Origin of the sequence: Micromonospora sp. CA-244673 (genome assembly GCF_050948395.1) — a bacterium.
In the GTDB taxonomy this organism is placed as follows: Bacteria; Actinomycetota; Actinomycetes; order Mycobacteriales; family Micromonosporaceae; genus Micromonospora.
On record NZ_CP192019.1, the window covers coordinates 6,826,110 to 6,844,704 of the forward strand.

At 73.5% G+C, this 18,595-nt stretch carries 17 protein-coding genes; 7 read left to right on the plus strand and 10 right to left on the minus strand.

Annotated features, from left to right (window positions below):
- Nucleotides 1-2 precede the first annotated feature (2 nt).
- The 3 genes from ACQP12_RS31465 to ACQP12_RS31475 all read right to left on the minus strand — a co-directional run bounded on the left by ACQP12_RS31465 (nt 3) and on the right by ACQP12_RS31475 (nt 3,157).
- Nucleotides 3-1,052: a type III polyketide synthase gene (locus ACQP12_RS31465; protein ID WP_433283643.1), complete on the minus strand. Its 1,050-nt coding sequence runs from the start codon at nt 1,050-1,052 to the stop codon at nt 3-5.
- 139 nt (nt 1,053-1,191) lie between these two features.
- Entirely contained in the window at nt 1,192-2,358 is a 1,167-nt protein-coding gene (locus ACQP12_RS31470) for an acyl-CoA dehydrogenase family protein (RefSeq protein WP_433283644.1), read from the minus strand.
- Between the two features lie 43 nt (nt 2,359-2,401).
- Nucleotides 2,402-3,157: a methyltransferase domain-containing protein gene (locus ACQP12_RS31475; RefSeq protein ID WP_433283645.1), complete on the minus strand. Its 756-nt coding sequence runs from the start codon at nt 3,155-3,157 to the stop codon at nt 2,402-2,404.
- Between the two features lie 45 nt (nt 3,158-3,202).
- On the opposite strand from ACQP12_RS31475, the gene ACQP12_RS31480 reads away from it, so the two are divergent.
- The 4 genes from ACQP12_RS31480 (at nt 3,203) to disA (ending at nt 7,875) form a co-directional block, all read left to right on the plus strand.
- Nucleotides 3,203-4,042 carry a UbiA family prenyltransferase gene (locus ACQP12_RS31480; protein WP_433283646.1) on the plus strand — a complete coding sequence of 280 codons (840 nt, stop codon included), beginning with the start codon at nt 3,203-3,205 and terminating at the stop codon, nt 4,040-4,042.
- A gap of 141 nt (nt 4,043-4,183) precedes the next feature.
- Nucleotides 4,184-4,990, plus strand: a complete 807-nt coding sequence (locus ACQP12_RS31485; RefSeq protein WP_433283647.1) for a hypothetical protein — start codon at nt 4,184-4,186, stop codon at nt 4,988-4,990.
- Nucleotides 4,991-5,096: 106 nt separating this feature from the next.
- Entirely contained in the window at nt 5,097-6,548 is a 1,452-nt protein-coding gene (gene radA / locus ACQP12_RS31490; protein ID WP_357941708.1) for a DNA repair protein RadA, read from the plus strand.
- A 142-nt stretch (nt 6,549-6,690) separates the two neighbouring features.
- Nucleotides 6,691-7,875, plus strand: a complete 1,185-nt coding sequence (gene disA, locus ACQP12_RS31495) for a DNA integrity scanning diadenylate cyclase DisA (RefSeq protein ID WP_091267634.1) — start codon at nt 6,691-6,693, stop codon at nt 7,873-7,875.
- 6 nt (nt 7,876-7,881) lie between these two features.
- On the opposite strand, the gene ACQP12_RS31500 is transcribed toward disA, so the two are convergent.
- From ACQP12_RS31500 to ACQP12_RS31510, 3 genes are all read right to left on the minus strand, one after another.
- On the minus strand, nt 7,882-8,637 hold the full coding sequence (locus ACQP12_RS31500; protein ID WP_433283648.1) for a hypothetical protein: 756 nt from the start codon (nt 8,635-8,637) through the stop codon (nt 7,882-7,884).
- Between the two features lie 130 nt (nt 8,638-8,767).
- Entirely contained in the window at nt 8,768-9,331 is a 564-nt protein-coding gene (locus ACQP12_RS31505; protein WP_433283649.1) for a peptide deformylase, read from the minus strand.
- Nucleotides 9,328-9,840 (minus strand): glycine cleavage system protein R, encoded by a 513-nt coding sequence (locus ACQP12_RS31510; protein WP_357941716.1) that lies wholly within the window; start codon nt 9,838-9,840, stop codon nt 9,328-9,330. The genes ACQP12_RS31505 and ACQP12_RS31510 overlap by 4 nt, the downstream gene beginning before the upstream one ends.
- Before the next feature lie 96 nt (nt 9,841-9,936).
- Here ACQP12_RS31510 and ACQP12_RS31515 point away from each other — a divergent pair, with 96 nt between their 5' ends.
- Entirely contained in the window at nt 9,937-10,842 is a 906-nt protein-coding gene (locus tag ACQP12_RS31515; protein ID WP_357941718.1) for an A/G-specific adenine glycosylase, read from the plus strand.
- Between the two features lie 216 nt (nt 10,843-11,058).
- Here ACQP12_RS31515 and ACQP12_RS31520 read toward each other — a convergent pair whose 3' ends face one another.
- From ACQP12_RS31520 to lysS, 3 genes are all read right to left on the minus strand, one after another.
- On the minus strand, nt 11,059-13,596 hold the full coding sequence (locus tag ACQP12_RS31520) for an ATP-dependent Clp protease ATP-binding subunit (protein ID WP_151462168.1): 2,538 nt from the start codon (nt 13,594-13,596) through the stop codon (nt 11,059-11,061).
- A gap of 483 nt (nt 13,597-14,079) precedes the next feature.
- Nucleotides 14,080-14,430 carry a histone-like nucleoid-structuring protein Lsr2 gene (locus ACQP12_RS31525; RefSeq protein WP_433283650.1) on the minus strand — a complete coding sequence of 117 codons (351 nt, stop codon included), beginning with the start codon at nt 14,428-14,430 and terminating at the stop codon, nt 14,080-14,082.
- Nucleotides 14,431-14,542: 112 nt separating this feature from the next.
- Nucleotides 14,543-16,051, minus strand: a complete 1,509-nt coding sequence (lysS, locus tag ACQP12_RS31530; protein ID WP_433283651.1) for a lysine--tRNA ligase — start codon at nt 16,049-16,051, stop codon at nt 14,543-14,545.
- A gap of 91 nt (nt 16,052-16,142) precedes the next feature.
- Here lysS and ACQP12_RS31535 point away from each other — a divergent pair, with 91 nt between their 5' ends.
- Together ACQP12_RS31535 and ACQP12_RS31540 are read left to right on the plus strand one after the other, a co-directional pair.
- Nucleotides 16,143-16,883, plus strand: a complete 741-nt coding sequence (locus tag ACQP12_RS31535) for a class I SAM-dependent methyltransferase (protein WP_433283652.1) — start codon at nt 16,143-16,145, stop codon at nt 16,881-16,883.
- A gap of 121 nt (nt 16,884-17,004) precedes the next feature.
- Nucleotides 17,005-17,745, plus strand: a complete 741-nt coding sequence (locus ACQP12_RS31540; protein WP_357941726.1) for a class I SAM-dependent methyltransferase — start codon at nt 17,005-17,007, stop codon at nt 17,743-17,745.
- A gap of 3 nt (nt 17,746-17,748) precedes the next feature.
- Here ACQP12_RS31540 and ACQP12_RS31545 read toward each other — a convergent pair whose 3' ends face one another.
- On the minus strand, nt 17,749-18,507 hold the full coding sequence (locus ACQP12_RS31545; protein WP_357941728.1) for a type III pantothenate kinase: 759 nt from the start codon (nt 18,505-18,507) through the stop codon (nt 17,749-17,751).
- Nucleotides 18,508-18,595 lie beyond the last annotated feature (88 nt).

Genomic DNA, 18,595 nt, shown 5'->3' on the forward strand with positions numbered 1-18,595 from the left:
CGTCAGGCGGTGCGCTCCAGCAGGGCCGCGTAGAGGGTGAGGCCCGGCCCGAAGGCCAGCATCACCACCCGCTCCGGGGGCGTCTCCGCCCGGTGCAGCCGGTCCAGGATCAGCAGCACCGTCGGCGACGAGCAGTTGCCGTGCTCGTCCAGCGTGGCGCGGGACGCCGCGAGCGCCGCCGGCGGCAGGGCCAGCTCCCGCTCCACCACGTTGAGGATGCGGGGGCCGCCCGGGTGCACCGCCCAGCCGTCCACCTCGTCGCGGTGCCACCCGTGCCGGGTCAGCAGGTCGTCCACCAGGCCCCGGACGTGGTGCGAGAGCACCTGCGGCACCTTCGGCGACAGGCCCATCCGGAAGCCGGTGTCGGTGACGTCCCAGGTCATGTGGTCGGCCGTGGAGGTGTCGGTGACGGAGGTGACCTCGCGCAGCGCGTACCCCCGGCCGCCGGGGACGACCACGGCGGCGACCGCGGCGTCCGAGAAGAGCGCGTGCGAGACGATCTGCTGGGTGTCCACCCGGGAGCCGGGCGGCTGAATGTGCAGGCTGGTCAGCTCCGCGCAGAGCAGCAGCGCGGGGCGGCCCCGGGCCGTGACGAAGTCGCTCGCCGCGCCCAGCCCCGGCAGGGCCGCGTAGCAGCCCATGTGCCCGACGAACATGCGCTGGGTGTCCGGGGCCATGCCCAGGTCCCGGGCGAGCAGGATGTCCAACCCCGGGGTGGCGTACCCGGTGCAGGAGCAGACCACGAAGAGGCCGACGTCACCGGCGTCCAGGCCGGCGGCCGTCAGCGCCCGGCCGACCGCCTCCTTGCCGAGCGGCAGCGCCTCGACCTGGTAGCGCCGCATCCGGCGTTCGGTGGGCCACTCGGAGACGTCCTCCAGCAGCGGGTTCACCGCCGCCTGGCGCCGGGACACGCCGGAGTTGGCGAAGATCCGCTCGGCCAACGCCCGGGTGGTCCCCGAGAAGTGCTTCGCGAAGAAGCCCGCCCACAGCTCGTCCTGCGCGGCGGACGGCGGCTGCGCCGTACCCAGGCCCGCGATCACCGGCACGCCCATGTCCCCCACCTCTCGTCCCCAACCCCACGCTTCACCAACGAGCACCGTCCGTTCGCGACTGCGGGGCTCGTAAGCCGATTCACCAAACCGCCCGTCGTTCGCGACAGCGGGGCTCGCAAGACCGGCTCACTTCTCGCACTCACCAACGAGGCGTCGAGCCGTCGCGGTCCGGGTCGCCGCCGAGCGCGGCGATGCCGAGCCAGTCGGCGCAGACGTCGGAGGTGGCCGGGTGCAGCGAGCCGCACCGGGCGTCCCGGTAGAGCCGCTCCAGCGGATGCCCCCGCCGGGTGGCGGAGGTGCCGGCGGCCTCCAGCATGGACGCCGCCACATCGGCCGCGGTGGTGCCGGCGAGCAGCTTGGCGCGCCACACCCAGCGGTTCGTCTCCGCGTCGCCGGGCGCCTCGTCGACCCGGCGCGCCGCCTCGGCCACCACCAGCTCGGCCGCCGCGACGGCCGCGTCGGCCCGGCCCAGCCTCGCCCGGACCGCCGGCAGGCCGGCCAGGTTGCGGGCGTTCAGGTGCTCGGCGGCGGCGTCGATCGAGGCCCGGGCCACCCCGACGTAGACGGCCGCGTAGCTGGCCACCAGCCAGTGCGGCATGAGCTGGGCGACCACCAGGGCCAGCCCCTCCACCCCGCCGAGCAGCCGGTCGGCCGGCACGGTCACGTCCAGGTGCAGGTCGTGCGAGGAGGTGGCGCGCATGCCCAGCGAGTCCCAGGTGGGCTCGACCGTGATCCCCTCCCCCGCCGGGACCAGGAACTGGGAGACCACCGACTGGTCGGTGGCGCTGCGGGCGGCCACCAGGTAGCCGTCCGGGTGGCCCGCGCCGGAGCAGAACGTCTTGCTGCCCTTGAGATGCCAGCCGCCCTCGGCCGCCTCGTAGACCGTGCTGAGCTGCGACAGCCGTGCGCCGGCGCCGCGTTCGCTCATGGCCACCGCGTACCAGGCGCCCTCGGCCGCCGCGCGGAGCAGCCGGTCCCGGGCGGTCAGCGCCTCGTCCGGTACGCCCAGAGCCTCGGCCAGTTCCTCGGTCACCGCGCCCAGCGCGCCGGTGACCGAGGCGTGCATGTTGAACACCAGTGCCGTCGCGCCGTTGCCCCGGGCCAGCTCGGTGGCGACCGCCGCGTACTCGGCGAAGGTGGCGCCCAGGCCGCCCAGCTCGCGCGGCACCATCAGCCCGAAGAGGCCGGCCTCCCGGAGGTCGGCGAAGTCGTCGACCGGGAACGAGCCGTCCCGGTCGTGGTCGGCCGCGCGGGCGGCCAGTCGCGGCGCCAGCCTGCGGGCCGCCTCCAGCGCGTGCACAGTCATGTAGCCCCCTTCTCGGCGTCCCCTTTACCCCGGGCGGCCCCCGCTACCCGCTCCGGTGCCCGCGGCCCTGGTAGAGCACCGCGGTCGACCAGGTCGGCACGATGCGCGGTTCCGCCCCCACGGGACGGTCACCGCCGCGCAGCCGACGCAGCAGCCACGTCAGCGTCCCACCCAGCTCGGGGCGGATCCCGCGAAGCCGCAGCGCCACGCCGTGGCGGGCGCACTCGGCCACCAGCGCGCGGGCGTCCACGAACAACCGTGGATCGTGGATGCCGCGCGGCACGGTGGGCAGCCGCTCGCCGAGCTCCACGGCGATCAGCCGGGCCAGCAGGGTGTCGTTGAGGGTGTCGAGCACCAGCAGGCCGCCGGGCCGCAGCAGCCGGCACGCCTCGGCCACCGCGCGCCGCCAGTCCGGCACGTGTTCCAGCAGCTCACCGGCCGAGACCACGGCGGCGCAGCCGTCCGCGAGCGGGACCGCCGTGGCGTCGCCCTGGACCACCGTCACGCCGTGGCCGGCGGCCTGGTCGAGGGCCGAGCGGGTCAGGTCCACCCCGACGTGCCGGTAGCCCTTGCCGGCCAGGTGCGGGGCGAGCAGCCCGGCGCCACAGCCCAGGTCGACCAGCAGTGCGTCCGGTTCGGACGCCGCTGGCACCAGGGCCGCACGGGCCCGGGCCAACCAGTGCAGCATCGCGAAGGCGCCGTCCGGTCGCCACCACTCGCCGGCCAGGTCGTCGTACTGGCGGGGATCGTTGGGCGGCAGCACCCGGGGCGGGGTGGACACCGCTGCCGCGTCTCGCATGGACCGAGCGTGGCACGACTCCCCGGTAACGACCAGACTTCCCTTATGTCGATGTCGGTGTTAGGGCTGGTCAGGGCGAGCCACCCGGAACCGGCCGCCGCGGTGACCGTGGTGGCCGGACTGCTCGCCCGGGCCGTCGGCCACGGTCCGGGCGGGATCGCCGCCGTGTCGCTCACGGTGCTGGCCAGCCAGCTCGCCGTGGGCTGGAGCAACGACCTGATCGACGCCGACCGGGACGCCACGGTGGGGCGTACCGACAAGCCGCTGACCACCGGCGCGGTCTCGCGGCGGGTCCTGGCCCGCGCCACCGTGCCGGCCGCCGCGGCCACTCCCCTGCTGGCGCTGACCGCCGGTCCGGCGGCGGCGCTCTGCGCCACGCTCGGCCTGGTCTCGGCACTGCTCTACAACTGGCCGTTGAAGTCGACCCCGGTCTCGGTGCTGCCCTACGCGGTCTCGTTCGGCGCCCTGCCGGCCTTCGTGGTGCTGGCGCTGCCGGGCGCGCCCGCGCCCCCGGTGTGGCTGGTCGCGGCCGCCGCGCTGCTGGGCGCCGGGGCGCACTTCGCCAACGTGCTGCCGGACCTGGCCGACGACGCGCGGACCGGGGTGCGGGGCCTGCCCCACCGGCTGGGGGCGCCGGGCAGCCGGGTGGCGGCCGCCGGGCTGCTCCTCGCGGCCACCGTCGCCCTGGTGGTCGGGCCGCCCGGGCCGCCGTCGTGGGCCGGCCTGTCGGCGATCGCCGCCGCCGTCGCGGTGCCGGCCCTGGGTTGGTACGCCGGCCGCGCCGCGACCCGGGCCGCCGCCCGGCCGGTGGCCGCCTTCCGGGCGGTGATGGTCGTGGCGCTGATCGATGTGGTGCTGCTGGTGGCGAGCGGTCGGGTGGTCTGACCGGTCCCCTCGTAGGTGGCATTACCGGGTCGGCGTGCGGCCCTCGATCAGCTCCAACTACCCTGGAGCGCGGTCTGCGCGGGTATGGCCACCCCGTGTCCGGCGTCCGGCCGGGTGGGGATCGTGACGAGGAGGACCGACGTGACGCGCTCGATCAGGGGTTCCCGGCGGGCGGCCCTGTTGCTGGCCGGTACGGCGGCGGCGGGCCTGCTGCTGAGCGGGTGTGGCGCCGGCCAGGTGGCCGAGACCGCCAACAAGATCCCGTCGGTGCAGGGCATCAACGTCCAGACCCCCGACAACCTCTACAAGGTGCGCGGCCTCTACCTGGAGTTCCCCGGCCCGGAGGGCTACAAGGCGGGCGCCGACGCGCGGGTCAACGTCGTGCTCTACAACGACAGCCAGCAGCCCGTGACCGTGACCGTCACCACCGACAGCGCCCGCGAGGTCCTGCTCAGCGGCGCCGGTGCGGGCAGCGACGGGGCCACCCCGACCGGCTCGCCGACCGAGCCGGCCTCCGCGTCGCCCACCGCGACCGACCCGAGCGCCTCGCCGAGCCAGTCGCTCGGCACCGGGGAGTCGCCGTCCGCCAGCGGCTCCGCCTCGGCCAGCGGCTCCGCCTCGGCCAACCCGTCGCCGTCCGCCAGCTCGGCCCCGGCCGGTCAGCCGGCGCGGTTCGAGATCCCGGCCCTGGGCTACGTGCAGCTCACCGGCTCCAGCCCGCGGTTCCTCCAGCTCGTCGGCCTGAACCAGGACCTGCGGGTCGGCGAGCCGGTCAACCTGACCTTCGACTTCGGCGACGGCAAGGTGATCAAGACCGGTGCGGCCGTCGGCGTCCCGCTGACCCCGGCCGCGCCGCCCTCGCCGGTGGTCCAGCCGCGCGAGGAGGGTGGCGCCGGGCACCCCGGTGGCCTCGAGGAGGGCGGCAACGAGGGCGGCGGCCACAGCTGACCGACCCCGCGATCGTCGTCGACACCGCCGCCGTGGCCAGCGCCACGCCGGCGGTGTCGCCGTTTCCGGGTGGGCTTTCGTCGTACCGTCCGGTTAGCGTCCTGGGGTGAGCACGCCCCGATCGACCTCGCCCCGCGCCGCTGCCGGCCGCGGCCGCGCCGCCGCCCGTGAGCCCCGCCCGGCCTACGAGTGCGACGCCTGCGGCCACCAGCCCCCCAAGTGGGTCGGCCGCTGCCCCGAGTGCGGCGAGTGGGGCTCGGTGGTCGAGTGCACCGTGAGCGGCCCGCTGGTCTCCGGCCGGGTGGTCAGCTCCCGGATGCCCGCCGAGCCGGCCCGCCCGATCGCCACCATCAGCGCCGCGCCCGCCCGGGCCCGGGCCACCGGGGTCAGCGAGCTCGACCGGGTGCTCGGCGGCGGCCTGGTCCCCGGCGCCGTGGTGCTGCTCGCCGGCGAGCCGGGGGTCGGCAAGTCCACCCTGCTGCTCGACGTCGCCCAGCAGTGGGCGGCCAACGCGGGCAGCCCGTCGCTGGTGGTCAGCGGTGAGGAGTCGGTCAGCCAGGTGCGGCTGCGCGCCGAGCGGATGGGCACCCTGCACGACCAGCTCTACCTCGCCGCCGAGAGCGACCTGTCGGCGGTGCTCGGCCACCTCGACGCGGTCAAGCCGGGTCTGCTGGTCCTCGACTCGGTGCAGACCATCTCGACGACCGGCACCGAGGGCGTTCCCGGCGGGGTCACCCAGGTCCGGGCGGTCACCGCGGCGCTGGTCGCGGTCGCCAAGGAGCGCGGCGTGGCCACCGTGCTGGTCGGGCACGTCACCAAGGACGGCCAGGTCGCCGGCCCCCGGGTGCTGGAGCACCTGGTCGACGTGGTGCTGCACTTCGAGGGCGACAAGCACTCCTCGCTGCGCATGGTCCGCGGGGTGAAGAACCGGTTCGGCGCGGCCGACGAGGTGGGCTGCTTCGAGATGCACGAGGGTGGCATCAGCAGCCTGGCCGACCCGTCCGGCCTCTTCCTGACCCGCTACTCCGAGCCGGTGCCGGGCACCTGCGTGACGGTGGCCATGGAGGGGCGGCGCGCCCTGGTCACCGAGGTGCAGGCGCTGATCGGCGCCACGGTCGCCGGCTCCCCCCGGCGCACCGTCTCCGGGCTGGACGGCGCCCGGCTGGCCATGGTGCTCGCGGTGCTCCAGCGGCGCACCGAGCGGCTGACCCTGCACGACCGCGAGGTCTTCGCCGCCACGGTGGGCGGCATCCGGGTGGTCGAGCCCGCGGCCGACCTGGCCGTGGCGCTGGCGGTCGCCTCCGGCGGGCTCAACCTGGCCCTCAACCCGCAGCTGGTGGCCATCGGCGAGGTCGGCCTCACCGGCGAGGTGCGCCGGGTCGGGGCGGTGCCCCGCCGGCTGGCCGAGGCGGCCCGGCTCGGCTTCCGGGTGGCCCTCGTGCCGCCCGGCTGCGGCCCGGGCAGCAGTGGAGTGGGCGCCCCGGAGAACATGCGGGTGACCGAGGTCACCGACGTGCGGGCGGCCCTCCAGGCTGCCGCGCGCGCGTCGGCGGAGTGACGGTCCGTAGGCGTGGGGCGGGACCGGCCGGGCGATTCCGGACAGCCGGCGCAACCGGTCGCCGATCGGGGGAGCCGGACATCGTGACACATCACAGTAACCACGAGAGCACCCACCGCACCGCAGTCCGTAGACTGTGCCCGTGCCGATCGACCGCGATGCCACCAAGCCCGCCGCGACGACGCCGCACGCCCGCACCGGCGCCGTGGGCTCCCCCGCCCGTGCCATCAGCGTGAGCGTCACCGGAAGCGTCGGCGGGGCCGGCGGCGACCCGTTGCGGGCCAACCTCGCCCTCATGGCGCCGGGCACCGCGCTGCGCGACGGCCTGGAGCGGATCCTGCGCGGCCGCACCGGCGCGCTGATCGTGCTCGGCTACGACAAGATCGTCGAGCAGATCTGCACCGGCGGCTTCCCGCTCGACGTCGAGTTCTCCGCGACGCGGGTCCGTGAGCTGTGCAAGATGGACGGCGCCGTGGTGCTCTCCAGCGACGGCACCCGGATCGTCCGGGCGGCGGTGCACCTCATGCCCGACCCGTCGATCCCCACCGAGGAGTCCGGCACCCGGCACCGCACCGCCGAGCGGGTGGCCCGGCAGACCGGCTACCCGGTGATCTCGGTCAGCCAGTCCATGCGGATCATCAGCCTCTACGTCAACGGCCAGCGGCACGTGCTGGACGACTCGGCGGCGATCCTCTCCCGGGCCAACCAGGCGCTGGCCACCCTCGAGCGTTACAAGCTCCGGCTGGACGAGGTCTCGGGCACGCTCTCCGCCCTGGAGATCGAGGACCTGGTCACCGTCCGCGACGCCGTGGCCGTGGTGCAGCGGCTGGAGATGGTCCGCCGGATCGCCGACGAGATCGCCGGCTACGTCGTGGAGCTGGGCACCGACGGCCGCCTGCTCGCCCTCCAGCTGGACGAGCTGATGGCGGGCGTCGACGCCGACCGCACCCTGGTCATCCGGGACTACCTGCCGGTGGGCCGGAAGTCCCGCACCCTCGACGAGGCGCTGGTCGAGCTGGACCTGCTCAGCGCCACCGAGCTGATCGACCTGGTCGCGGTGGCCAAGGCGATCGGCTACCCGTCCGCCTCCGACGCGCTCGACGCCGCCGTGAGCCCGCGCGGCTTCCGCCTGCTGGCCAAGGTGCCGAGGCTCCCCGCGGCCGTGGTCGACCGGCTGGTGGTGCACTTCGGCAGCCTCCAGCGGCTGCTGGGCGCGACCGTGGAGGACCTCCAGGCGGTCGAGGGGGTGGGCGACGCCCGCGCCCGGGGCGTCCGCGAGGGGCTGTCCCGGCTCGCCGAGGCGTCCATCCTGGAGCGCTACGTCTGACCGCGGTCAGCCGGTGATGGTGAGCTTCACCGGCTCGCTGAGCTTGGTGCCCACCCGGGCGAAGAGCTGGTACGTGCCGATCGGGGCGTACGGGCCGGCGGCCACGCCGTTGGCGCAGCGGCTCACGTCCCGCCCGTTCCAGCCCAGCTCGTAGGAGCGCTCGAAGTCCGGCGTGAACGACTGCGGGTCGGAGCCCTTGCCGGTGCCGCAGGTGTCCGAGGACCAGACCTTCGCCGCCCCGGCCTTGATGTAGAGCTCCTGCAGGTCGGCCCCGACGTCCCGGGTGCACGTGCGCTCCGAGATGTTCTTGACCTTGAGACGCAGGGTGACCACCGTGCCCCGCTGCGCGGAGGCCGGCAACGCCACCGGGGTCACCTGGAGCTCCGAATCGGCGCAGGTGCCCTCGTCGACGACCGGGTTGACCGGCGCGCCACCGTCGTTCGTGCCGCCGCCGTTCTGGCCGCCGCCGTTGTCGGTGCCCGTGCCGCCGCCGTCGCTCGTCCCGCTGCCCCCACCCGAGTCACCCGGGGTGGGCGACGGGCTGGTGGACCGCGGAGTCAGCAGCGAACCGGTCGGGCCGGGAGCGGCCGCCGACGGCGAGCCGCCCGCATTGCCCCCCGACTTGCCCGACGGGTTGTCGTTGCGGTCCGTGCCGGTGCACGAATAGAGCAGGACAATCAGGAAAAGCAGCCCGGCTCCGAAGACGACGGCTCGACGCCGCCAGTACACGGCGGGAGGCAGCGGGCCGACCGTCATACGCATGATGCGTTCACCGTAACGGCGCGACGCCCGGCCCGCCCGTCCGACGCGCCGAGGGTCCTTCGCCCCGCCGTCCCGCCGATCCACAGTGGACGGCCCCGACCACCGAACGGCACCGCCGGACCACTGCCCGTCAGAGGTAGACCTTGCGCTGGTAGACGGCGTGCGCCCCGGCCACCCGGTCGAGGAAGAGCAGGCCGGCGCAGTGGTCGATCTCGTGCTGGAGCGCCCGCGCCTCGAACCCGTCGGTCACCAGCCGCACCGGGTCCCCGCTGCCCGGCAGCACACCCTCGACCACCAGGCGGCCGGCCCGCTTCACGTCACCGGTCAGGTCGGGTACCGACATGCAGCCCTCCCGCCCGGCCTTCCAGCGGCTCGACTCCACCACCGTGGCGTTGCAGAGCACGAAGGCGCCGTGCACGGTGACCGCCTTCGGGTGCCCGGTCACGTCCACCGCGAACACCTGGGCGCTCACCCCGACCTGCGGCGCGGCCAGACCGACACAGCCCGGCGACACCCGCATGGTGGCGACCAGATCGGCGGCCAGCTGGACCACCTCGGCCGAGGTCGGGTCGACGGCCGGACCGGGCCGGCTGAGCACCGGGTCGGGCGCGGCCACGACCGGGCGTACCGCCCCGGGGAGGCCGAGCTTCTCCGGCGTCCAGCCGCCCAGGCCGGCGTACTCCTCCGCCGTCACAGCAGGTCCGTGTCCGCCGGGCGGAGGCTGACCCCCACGCCCAACTCCGCGGCGGTACGGGCGAGCCGGCCGGCCACCTCGTCGGCGCTGCCCGGCGGCAACTCGACCTCGGCGACCACCACGTACAGCGAGCCGGTCAAGCGGGTGCTCAGGTCGGTCACGTTGCCGCCCGAGTCGGTCAGCACCCGGGTCATCGCCGCGACGATGCCCATCCGGTCCGCGCCGTGCACCGCCATCACGTAGGGCTCGCCGCCGGGCGCGGCCTGCCCGTCGGGGGTGACCGCGCGTACGGTGGCCAGGAGCTGCCCCTCGGCGGCGAGCGGGGCCAGCGCGGCCTCGACGTCGGCGGCGGCCGGGCCCACGCAGATCAGGGTCATCGCGAAGTGTCCCCGCAACCGGGTCATCGTCGAGTCGGTGAGGTTCGCGCCGAGCCGCGCGAGGACCTCGGCGACGTCGGCCACGATGCCCGGCCGGTCCCGGCCGATGACGGTGATCGCGAGCTCGTTCATCCGGACATTCTGCCCCGTCACCGCCGGCCGGCCGCGACGGCCCGCCCGCCCCGCCCAACCCGCGGGAAAGCCGCCCGTGACATCCTTGGCGGCGCGATGTCTGAGCCCACCTTCGCCACCCAGGTCAGCCGGTGGTACGAGCGCAACGCCCGCGACCTGCCCTGGCGCCAGCCGGGGATCGGCGCCTGGGCGATCCTGGTCAGCGAGGTCATGCTCCAGCAGACACCCGTGGTCCGGGTGCTGCCGGCCTGGGAGGCGTGGCTGTCCCGCTGGCCGACGCCGGCCGCGCTGGCGGAGGACACGCCCGCCGAGGCGATCCGGATGTGGGGCCGGCTCGGCTACCCGCGCCGGGCCGTACGCCTGCGCGACTGCGCGGTGGCCGTCGTGGAACGGCACGGCGGCGAGGTGCCGGAGCGGCTCGACCAGCTGTTGGCGCTGCCCGGGGTCGGCACGTACACGGCCCGGGCGGTGGCGGCCTTCGCGTACGGGCAGCGGCACCCGGTGGTCGACACCAACGTCCGGCGGGTGGTGTGCCGGGCGATCGCCGGCGAGCCCGACGCCGGGCCCGCCACCCGCCCCGCCGACCTGGTCGCCACCGAGGAACTGCTGCCGATCGAGCCGGCCGCGGCGGCCCTGGCCAGTGCGGCGTTCATGGAACTCGGCGCGGTGGTCTGCACCGCCCGGGCCCCGCGCTGCGGGGTGTGCCCCGTCGAGTCGAGCTGCGCCTGGCGGGCCTCCGGCCAGGCGGCCCCGGCCGGCCCGACCCGCCGGCCCCAGCGCTACGCCGGCACCGACCGTCAGGTGCGCGGCCTGCTCCTCGCGGTGCTCCGCGACGCCACCGGGCCGGTGCCGCACCAGCGGCTGGACCAGGTCTGGCACGACGACGTGCAGCGGGCCCGGGCGCTCGCCGGGCTGGTCACCGACGGCCTTGTCGAGCCGGTCGGCGAGGAGTCGTTCCGGCTCGCGGGCGACGGCCCTCCGGTCCCGCTCCCCCGCCCCTGACCCGGCCCCGCTGGGCACCAGCTCACCGAGGCGGTTGCCAGCTCGCCGACCTGGCGGTATCCCGGCCGCTCGGATACCGCCACTTCGCCGAGGCGGAGTCGATCAACCGGGGCGGGCCTGCGGCCCGGCGAGCTGGAGTCGATCCTGCACGGGAAAGGCGACGGCCCCGGCGGCTCTCGCCTGCCGGGGCCGTCGCCCTCGATCTGTTGCCCGAACCTACGCCGCGTCGTCCGCGCCCGTGGCGGCGGTGCCGCCGAGGTCCGCCGGGACCGCGTCCGGCACGGCCACCGGCCGGTCGGCGCCCCGGAAGACGAGCTTGGACTTGTCGATGTCGCTCGGGTCGCCCTCGCAGTCCACCACCACGATCTGACCCGGGGTCAGCTCGTTGAAGAGGATCCGCTCGGACAGGTTGTCCTCGATGTCGCGCTGGATCGTGCGACGCAGCGGCCGCGCGCCCAGCACCGGGTCGAAGCCCTTCTTCGCCAGGTACTTCTTGGCGTTGTCGGTCAGCTCCAGGCCCATGTCCTTGTTCCTCAGCTGCGTCTCGATCCGGGCGATCATGATGTCCACGATCTGGAGGATCTCGTTCTCGCGCAGCTGGTGGAAGACGATGGTGTCGTCGATCCGGTTGAGGAACTCGGGCCGGAAGTGCTGCTTGAGCTCGTCGTTGACCTTCTGCTTCATCCGGTCGTAGTTCGACTCGGAGTCGTCAGAGGCCTGGAAGCCCAGCGACACCGCCTTGGCGACGTCCCGCGTGCCGAGGTTGGTGGTCAGGATGATGACCGTGTTCTTGAAGTCCACGATCCGGCCCTGGCCGTCGGTGAGCCGCCCGTCCTCCAGGATCTGGAGGAGCGTGTTGAACACGTCCGGGTGGGCCTTCTCGATCTCGTCGAAGAGGACCACCGAGAACGGCCGACGGCGCACCTTCTCGGTCAGCTGCCCGCCCTCGTCGTAGCCGACGTAGCCGGGAGGGGCACCCACCAGCCGGGACACCGTGTACCGGTCGTGGAACTCGGACATGTCGAGCTGGATGAGGGCGTCCTCGCTGCCGAACAGGAACTCGGCGAGCGCCTTGGAGAGCTCGGTCTTACCGACGCCGGACGGGCCGGCGAAGATGAACGAGCCCGACGGGCGCTTCGGGTCCTTCAGGCCGGCCCGGGTACGCCGGATCGCCTTCGAGACCGCCTTGACCGCGTCCTCCTGGCCGATGACGCGCTTGTGCAGCTCGTCCTCCATGCGCAGCAGGCGCGAGGTCTCCTCCTCGGTCAGTTTGTAGACCGGGATGCCGGTCCAGTTGCCGAGCACCTCGGCGATCTGCTCGTCGTCGACCTCGCTGACGACGTCCAGGTCACCGGCCTTCCACTCCTTCTCCCGCTGGGCCTTCTGCCCGAGGAGCTGCTTCTCCTTGTCACGGAGCTGCGCGGCCCGCTCGAAGTCCTGCGCGTCGATCGCGGACTCCTTGTCGCGGCGGACCTGGGCGATCCGCTCGTCGAAGTCACGCAGGTCTGGCGGCGCGGTCATCCGGCGGATGCGCATCCGGGCACCGGCCTCGTCGATCAGGTCGATCGCCTTGTCCGGCAGGAAGCGGTCGGAGATGTAGCGGTCGGCCAGGGTGGCGGCAGCCACGAGAGCCGCGTCGGTGATGCTCACCCGGTGGTGCGCCTCGTAGCGGTCCCGCAGGCCCTTGAGGATCTCGATGGTGTGGGCCAGCGAGGGCTCACCCACCTGGATCGGCTGGAAGCGGCGCTCGAGAGCGGCGTCCTTCTCCAGGTGCTTGCGGTATTCGTCGAGGGTGGTGGCGCCGATGGTCTGCAGCTCGCCGCGGGCCAGCATCGGCTTGAGGATGCTGGCGGCGTCGATCGCGCCCTCGGCGGCACCCGCACCCACCAGGGTGTGGATCTCGTCGATGAACAGGATGATGTCGCCGCGGGTGCGGATCTCCTTGAGCACCTTCTTGAGGCGCTCCTCGAAGTCACCGCGGTAGCGGGAACCGGCGACCAGGGCACCGAGGTCGAGCGTGTAGAGCTGCTTGTCCTTCAGCGTCTCGGGCACCTCGCCCTTGATGATCTTCTGGGACAGCCCCTCCACCACGGCGGTCTTGCCGACGCCGGGCTCACCGATCAGGACCGGGTTGTTCTTGGTGCGGCGGGACAGCACCTGCATGACCCGCTCGATCTCCTTCTCGCGCCCGATGACCGGGTCGAGCTTGCCCTCGCGGGCGGCCTGGGTCAGGTTCCGGCCGAACTGGTCCAGCACGAGGCTGGTCGACGGCGCGGCCTCGCCCGGCGCGGCGCCCGCCGCGGCCGGCTCCTTGCCCTGGTAGCCGGAGAGCAGCTGGATCACCTGCTGGCGGACCCGGTTGAGGTCGGCGCCGAGCTTGACCAGCACCTGGGCGGCGACGCCCTCGCCCTCACGGATCAGGCCGAGCAGGATGTGCTCCGTGCCGATGTAGTTGTGGCCGAGCTGCAGCGCCTCGCGCAGCGACAGCTCCAGCACCTTCTTGGCCCGCGGCGTGAACGGGATGTGCCCGCTCGGCGCCTGCTGGCCCTGGCCGATGATCTCCTCGACCTGCTGACGGACGCCCTCGAGGGAGATGCCGAGGCTCTCCAGGGCCTTTGCCGCGACACCCTCACCCTCGTGGATCAGGCCCAGCAGGATGTGCTCCGTACCGATGTAGTTGTGGTTGAGCATCCGGGCCTCTTCTTGGGCCAGGACGACAACCCGTCGCGCTCGGTCGGTGAACCGCTCGAACATGCCCTCGTGCTCCTCACGTGCCGTGCGCCTTGATGGTCAGATCTCGGCGGGGCCGGTGCGCGGACGTCCGGGACGGGCGTCCGTGCCTCCTTACTCTATCGCCGCGGACCGACTCCGCTGAGGTCGTGTGTCCCCGCGAATGGCCGTTCACGCGTCGTTTCTGACAACCGTCCGCGCTCAGGAGGTGTTCCGGTACCCCTGCCTGTACGCGCAGAGCGAAATTCGACCGCCGGTGGAAAAGCCCGGTCGAGGGGCTGGAGCGGGGGCGTCGGCGCCCGGCCGCGGTCTTCCACAACCTGTGGACAGAATCTCCACCGCCTGTGGACAACGGCCCCGGGCGCCGGTTTCTTCCCGCGCCCGGCGGCGCCGCGCCGCGCCCCGACGCGGACCGGACAGACGTCGCAGGCGGGCGGAAACGGCGACGCCGGCCCGGAGTGGCACTCCGGTCCGGCGTCGTGTCGCCCGCTGCGGGGTTCGTCGGGGTCAGTGCCCCGCCTTCGCGTGGTACTCGTCCACGATCTCCTGCGGGATGCGCCCCCGGTCGGAGATGTCCTTGCCGTTGTTCTTGGCCCAGGTCCGGATGGCCTTGTTCTGCTCGCGGTCGGCGGTCGCGCCGCCGCGACCCCGGGCCGCCCGGCCACCCACGACCACACCGCCACGGCCGACCTTCGTGCCGTGGGCGATGTACTGCGCGAATACGTCGCGCAATTTTTCAGCGTTGGAAGCCGAGAGGTCGATCTCGTACTGCACACCGTCGAGCGCGAACTTGACGGTCTCGTCAGCGTCCCCGCCGTCCAGGTCATCGACCAGCTTGTGAATGATCTGCTTGGCCACGTCCCACATTCCTTTCGAGCAGGGTTGTGCTCCTGCAATACAAGAGCACAATAGCCCGCCCGCCGCTCGCTCCGTCAATAGGACGCGGTAACGACCCGGAGAAGCTTGTGTGCTACTCGGGCCGGACCAACGGGAACAGGATGGTTTCCCGAATTCCCAGGCCGGTCAACGCCATCAGGAGCCGGTCGATTCCCATTCCCATACCGCCGGCCGGCGGCATTCCGTACTCCATCGCCCGGAGAAAGTCCTCGTCCAGCCGCATGGCCTCGTCGTCGCCCCGCGCCGCGAGCTGCGCCTGGGCCACCAGCCGCTCCCGCTGCACCACCGGGTCGACCAGCTCCGAGTACGCGGTGCCCAACTCGAAACCGAGCACGTAGAGGTCCCACTTCTCGGCCAGGCCCGGCTCGCTGCGGTGGCCCCGGGTCAGCGGGCTGGTCTCCTCCGGGTAGTCGCGGACGAAGGTGGGCGCCTGGAGCGACGGGACCACCAACTCCTCGAACAACTCCTCGGCCAGCTTGCCCGGACCCCACTTCGGGTCGACGGAGAGGCCGACCTTGTCCGCGTACTCGACCAGGCGTGACCTTTCGGTGCGGACGGTGACCTCCTCACCGAGCGCTTCGGAAAGAACACCGAACAGCGTCACCGAGCGCCACTCGCCGCCCAGATCGAACTCGCGGCCGTCGGCGTGCGTGACCACCGTCGAGCCGGCGACCGCGAGAGCGGCCTGCTGGACGAGATTTCGGGTCAGCTCGGCCATGGTGTTGTAGTCGCCGTACGCCTGGTAGGTCTCGAGCATCGCGAACTCCGGCGAGTGCGAGGAGTCGATGCCCTCATTCCGGAAGTTGCGGTTGATCTCGAAGACCCGGTCGACGCCGCCGACGACGGCGCGCTTGAGAAACAGTTCCGGCGCGATTCGCAGATACAGATCGGTGTTCAACGCATTGCTGTGGGTCACGAATGGGCGGGCCGCCGCGCCGCCGTGCAGCAACTGGAGCATCGGCGTCTCGACCTCGATGAAGTCCTGCCCGTGCAGGGTGTCCCGGAGGCTCCGCACGGCGGCGGCCCGGGTGCGGACCATCTGCCGGGCCTGCGGGCGGACCACCAGGTCCACGTAGCGCTGGCGGACCCGCGCCTCCTCGCTCAGCGGCTTGTGCGCCACCGGCAGCGGGCGCAGCGCCTTCGCGGTGACCGCCCACTCCTCGACGAGCACCGACAGCTCGCCGCGCCGGCTGGTGATCACCTCACCGGTCACCCCGACGTGGTCGCCGAGGTCGACCAGGCGCTTCCAGTCGTCCAGCCGCTCCGCGCCGACCCGGTCCAGCGAGAGCATCGCCTGGAGTTCGGTGCCGTCGCCGTCCCGCAGGGTGGCGAAGCAGAGCTTGCCGGTGTTGCGCACGAAGATCACCCGGCCGGTGACCGAGACCCGGTCGCCGGTGGCCGTGTCGGTGGGCAGCTCGGCGTACCGCTCGCGGATCTTCGCCAGCGTGCTGGTCCGCGGAAAACCGATCGGATACGGCTCGACGCCCTCGGCGAGCATCCGGTCCCGCTTCTCCCGGCGGACCTTCATCTGCTCCGGAAGGTCGTCGGCGGGGTCTACTGGCAGGGCGTTCTGCTCGGTCACGGCACGCTTCCTCAGAAGGAGAATTCGGGCGGGGTCAGGCCCCGAGCGTACTCAAGGGGCTGCCGAGGCGTTACGGGATAACCTGCCCGCCATGACCGACCCCACTGAGGCCCTCTCGTTCGGCGCGGCCGCCGCCGACTACGACCGCTACCGGCCCCGCTATCCGGGGGCCGCGCTGCGCTGGGCGCTCGACGACCTCACCCCGCCGGCCCGCACCGTCGACCTGGGCGCCGGCACCGGGATCGCCAGCCGCGGCCTGCTCGCCCTCGGGCACGAGGTGACCGCCGTCGAGCCCGACCCGGGGATGCGCGCCCAGTTCGAGGCAGCCACGCCCGGCGTCGCCGCCCGGGCCGGCAGCGCCGAGTCGGTCCCGCTGCCCGACGGGTACGCGGACGCGGTGCTGGTCGGCCAGGCGTACCACTGGTTCGACCGGGAGCGGGCGCACCCGGAGCTGGCCCGGGTGCTGCGGGCCGGCGGGATCTTCGCGGCGGTGTGGAACCTCCGGGACGACCGGGTCGGCTGGGTGACCGAGCTGAACCGGATCGCCGAGATCGGCGACACCGTCGACCACCTGCGCGAGAGCGTGACCGGCTTCGGTACCCGGTTCGCGGCGCCCGAGTGGGCCGAGTTCGACCACGCCACGCCGCTGACCCCGGACGAGCTGCTCGGCATGGTGCGCACCCGCTCGCACTACCTGACCGCCGGGCCGGACCGCCGCCGCGAGGTCGACGCGGAGCTGCGCGACCTCCTCGCCGGCCACCCGGACCTGGCCGGCCGGGACACGATCGCCCTCCCCTACCGCACGCTGGTCGCCCGGGCGCGACGTAGCTGACCCCTCGCGCGACCGGGCCGCCGCCGCGCCAGCGGAACGGGCAGGAGCACGTGCACCCTGGTCCGCCCGGTGGGGCGCTGCCGGCCCCCCGCGCGGCCAGCCGCCGCACTAGCCTCACCTCATGGCCGACGTCATCCCGGCACTCTCCTTCGGCAGCGCCGCCGCCGACTACGACCGGTTCCGTCCCCGCTATCCGCAGGAGGCGCTGCGCTGGGCCCTGGATGGGCTGGTCGCCCCGGCCCGGGTGGTGGACCTGGGCGCGGGCACCGGCATCCTCACCCGCGGGGTGCTCGCGCTCGGATGTCAGGTCGTACCCGTGGAGCCGGATCCGGGGATGCGGGCGCAACTGGCGGCCGCCACCCCGGGCACGACGGCGCTGGCCGGCAGCGCCGAGTCGCTGCCGCTTCCGGACGGGTCGGCCGACGCGGTGCTCGTGGGCCAGGCCTACCACTGGTTCGACCGGGAGCCGGCGCACGCCGAGATCGCCCGGGTGCTGCGGCCGGGCGGCACGTTCGCGCCGATCTGGAACGTCCGCGACGAGCGGGTGGCCTGGGTGGCGGAGCTGACCCGCATCGCCCGCCTCGGGGACAACGCCGGCGACGTGACCGAGAAGTACGGCGACTTCGGCCCCACCTTCGCGCCGGTCGAGCTGGGCGAGTTCGCCCACGCGACCACGCTCACGCCCGACGAGGTCATCGGCATGCTGCACACCCGCTCGTACTGGCTGACCGCCACGCCGGACGAGCGGGCGCGGATCGACGGTGAGCTGGGCGAACTCTTCGCCACCCACCCCGAGCTGGCCGGCCGGGCCACGGTCGAGCTGCCCTACCGCACCTTCGTCCTGCGCTCCCGGCGACGCTGAGGCTCAGGTGTTGCGCTCGTAGACCATCCGCAGGCCGATCAGGGTGATCATCGGCTCGTGGTGGGTGATGGTGTGGCACTCGCTGAGCACCAGCGAGGCAAGGCCGCCGGTGGCGATCACGGCCTTCACCTCGCCCAGCTCCTCGGTCATCCGCTCGACGATCCGGTCCACCTGACCGGCGAAGCCGAAGTAGAGGCCGGCCTGGAGGCACTCGACGGTGTTCTTGCCGATCACCGAGCGGGGCCGGGTGGCCTCCACCTTCCGGAGCTGGGCGGCGCGGGCGGCGAGCGCGTCGAAGGAGATCTCGATGCCCGGCGCGAAGGCGCCGCCGAGGAACTCGCCCCGGTCGCTGATCACGTCGAAGTTGGTGGTGGTGCCGAAGTCCACCACGATCGACGGCCCGCCGTAGAGGGTGTACGCGGCCAGGGTGTTGACCACCCGGTCCGCGCCGACCTCCTTGGGGTTGTCGATGGCGAGCTGCACGCCGGTGCGCACGCCGGGCTCGACGATCACGCTGGGCAGGTCGGCGTAGTAGCGGGCCAGCATGGTACGCAGCGAGCGCAGCGCGGCCGGCACGGTCGAGCAGGCGGCCACCCCGGTGATCTCCACGGCGTCGCCGGCCAGCAACCCGCGGAACATGAGGCCCAGCTCGTCCGCGGTGGACCGGGCGTCGGTCTTGATCCGCCAGTTGTGCACCAGCTTGTCGCCGTCGAAGGTCGCCAGCACGGTGTTGGTGTTCCCGATGTCGATGCAGAGCAGCACGATCGCAGCCTAGACAACCGCCGTGCGGGCGGGCGCGCAGCGGCGGCCGAACCGTATCCTGAACACATCGCGGCATGAACATGGTTCT

Coding starts and splice junctions, on each gene's coding strand:
- ACQP12_RS31465 (WP_433283643.1), bottom strand. CDS start 1,052: ATGGGCGTGCCGGTGATCGCGGGCCTGGGTACGGCGCAGCCGCCGTCC.
- ACQP12_RS31470 (WP_433283644.1), bottom strand. CDS start 2,358: ATGACTGTGCACGCGCTGGAGGCGGCCCGCAGGCTGGCGCCGCGACTG.
- ACQP12_RS31475 (WP_433283645.1), bottom strand. CDS start 3,157: ATGCGAGACGCGGCAGCGGTGTCCACCCCGCCCCGGGTGCTGCCGCCC.
- ACQP12_RS31480 (WP_433283646.1), top strand. CDS start 3,203: ATGTCGATGTCGGTGTTAGGGCTGGTCAGGGCGAGCCACCCGGAACCG.
- ACQP12_RS31500 (WP_433283648.1), bottom strand. CDS start 8,637: ATGCGTATGACGGTCGGCCCGCTGCCTCCCGCCGTGTACTGGCGGCGT.
- ACQP12_RS31510 (WP_357941716.1), bottom strand. CDS start 9,840: ATGAACGAGCTCGCGATCACCGTCATCGGCCGGGACCGGCCGGGCATC.
- ACQP12_RS31515 (WP_357941718.1), top strand. CDS start 9,937: ATGTCTGAGCCCACCTTCGCCACCCAGGTCAGCCGGTGGTACGAGCGC.
- ACQP12_RS31520 (WP_151462168.1), bottom strand. CDS start 13,596: ATGTTCGAGCGGTTCACCGACCGAGCGCGACGGGTTGTCGTCCTGGCC.
- ACQP12_RS31535 (WP_433283652.1), top strand. CDS start 16,143: ATGACCGACCCCACTGAGGCCCTCTCGTTCGGCGCGGCCGCCGCCGAC.
- ACQP12_RS31540 (WP_357941726.1), top strand. CDS start 17,005: ATGGCCGACGTCATCCCGGCACTCTCCTTCGGCAGCGCCGCCGCCGAC.